3 protein-coding genes are annotated in these 1,152 nt (G+C 58.3%); all 3 read left to right on the top strand.

Going from position 1 to position 1,152, the window contains the following annotated elements; translation table 11 throughout:
* Positions 1-197 (top strand): LysR substrate-binding domain-containing protein (locus EN984_RS35450; protein WP_245480194.1); only part of this gene is annotated, 197 nt, incomplete at its 5' end.
* 151 nt (positions 198-348) lie between these two features.
* Complete coding sequence (locus tag EN984_RS35445) at positions 349-726, top strand: ester cyclase (protein ID WP_164748991.1); 378 nt, start codon at positions 349-351, stop codon at positions 724-726.
* A gap of 123 nt (positions 727-849) precedes the next feature.
* The coding region (locus EN984_RS35440) for a putative sulfate exporter family transporter (protein ID WP_127384396.1) at positions 850-1,152 on the top strand (303 nt) is incomplete at its 3' end.

Raw genomic sequence — 1,152 nt, 5'->3', positions numbered from 1 at the left:
ACGCGGTGCTCGCCGGCCTCGGCCTTGCCTATCTGCCGGAGGAACAGGTAACGGCCCATCTGGCCGACGGCCGGCTGGTGCGGGTGCTCGCCGACTGGTGCGCGCCTTTCCCCGGCTACCATCTCTATTACCCCAGCCGCCGGCAAGCGACGCCGGCCTTCTCGCTGCTGGTCGACGCGCTGCGCTACCGAGGCTAGAACAGGAAACCGGGTTTCCGAAAAAGATCATGCTCAAAACGAGCAGATAGAGCCCCATCCCGATTCGGGAACAGGCTCTCCATCTGGACTGTGCCCGCCGTCGTTCTATCTTCCGGATCGAGCAGATCTGACGAAATCCGGAGCTATCGCCGTGACCGTGACCGACCTTTATCGAGGCTACATCGCCTGCCTCAACAATCAGGACTGGCAGAAGCTGAATCGCTTCGTTCATGACGAGGTGCATTACAATGGCGACCGCGTCGGGCTGTCGGGTTACCAAGAAATGCTGGAGCGCGATTTTCGGGAAATCCCGGACCTCTATTTCGACATCCAGCTGCTGATCGCCGAACCGCCGTTCATAGCCAGCCGGCTCCAGTTCAACTGCACGCCGAAGGGAACCTTCTTCGGCCTGCCCATCAACGGCAGGAAGGTGTCCTTCAGCGAGAACGTCTTCTATGAATTCCTCGACGACAGGATCAGGAACGTCTGGTCGGTGATCGACAAGGCGGCCATCGAAGCGCAGCTTTAATTCAGGCCGGCCAGAAGATGACGCCGATCGTTCGTAAAAATCGATCATTATGACGAAAATAATTCGTTGGAAAGATTATTTGAGGAATGGCATTCCTCCGGCACACCCGTCTGGAGCATTGCTTTGTCTTCCGTTTCCCACTTCGCGAACGATATTCCGAAAAGCGCTTTTCCTGCCGATCTGACACGAGGGCGGAAATCCCTCAACTGGAATGGCATCGTCCCCGGCATCGTCCTTGTCACGATGATTACTGCCGTCGCCTTCTCGGCCCGCAATGTTTCGGGCTTCGCGCTGTTCAGCCCGATGATCCTCGCCGTCGTCGCCGGCATGATCTACTCCAACGTGCTGGGCACACCGGTGCACGCCAAGGCCGGCATCGCATTCTCGCAAAAGCGCCTGCTGCGCTTCGCCATTGTTCTGCTCGGC

Origin of the sequence: Mesorhizobium sp. M7A.F.Ca.CA.004.12.1.1 (genome assembly GCF_003997835.1) — a bacterium.
Taxonomy (GTDB): Bacteria; Pseudomonadota; Alphaproteobacteria; order Rhizobiales; family Rhizobiaceae; genus Mesorhizobium.
This window is presented reverse-complemented; position numbering and strand designations above follow the sequence as displayed.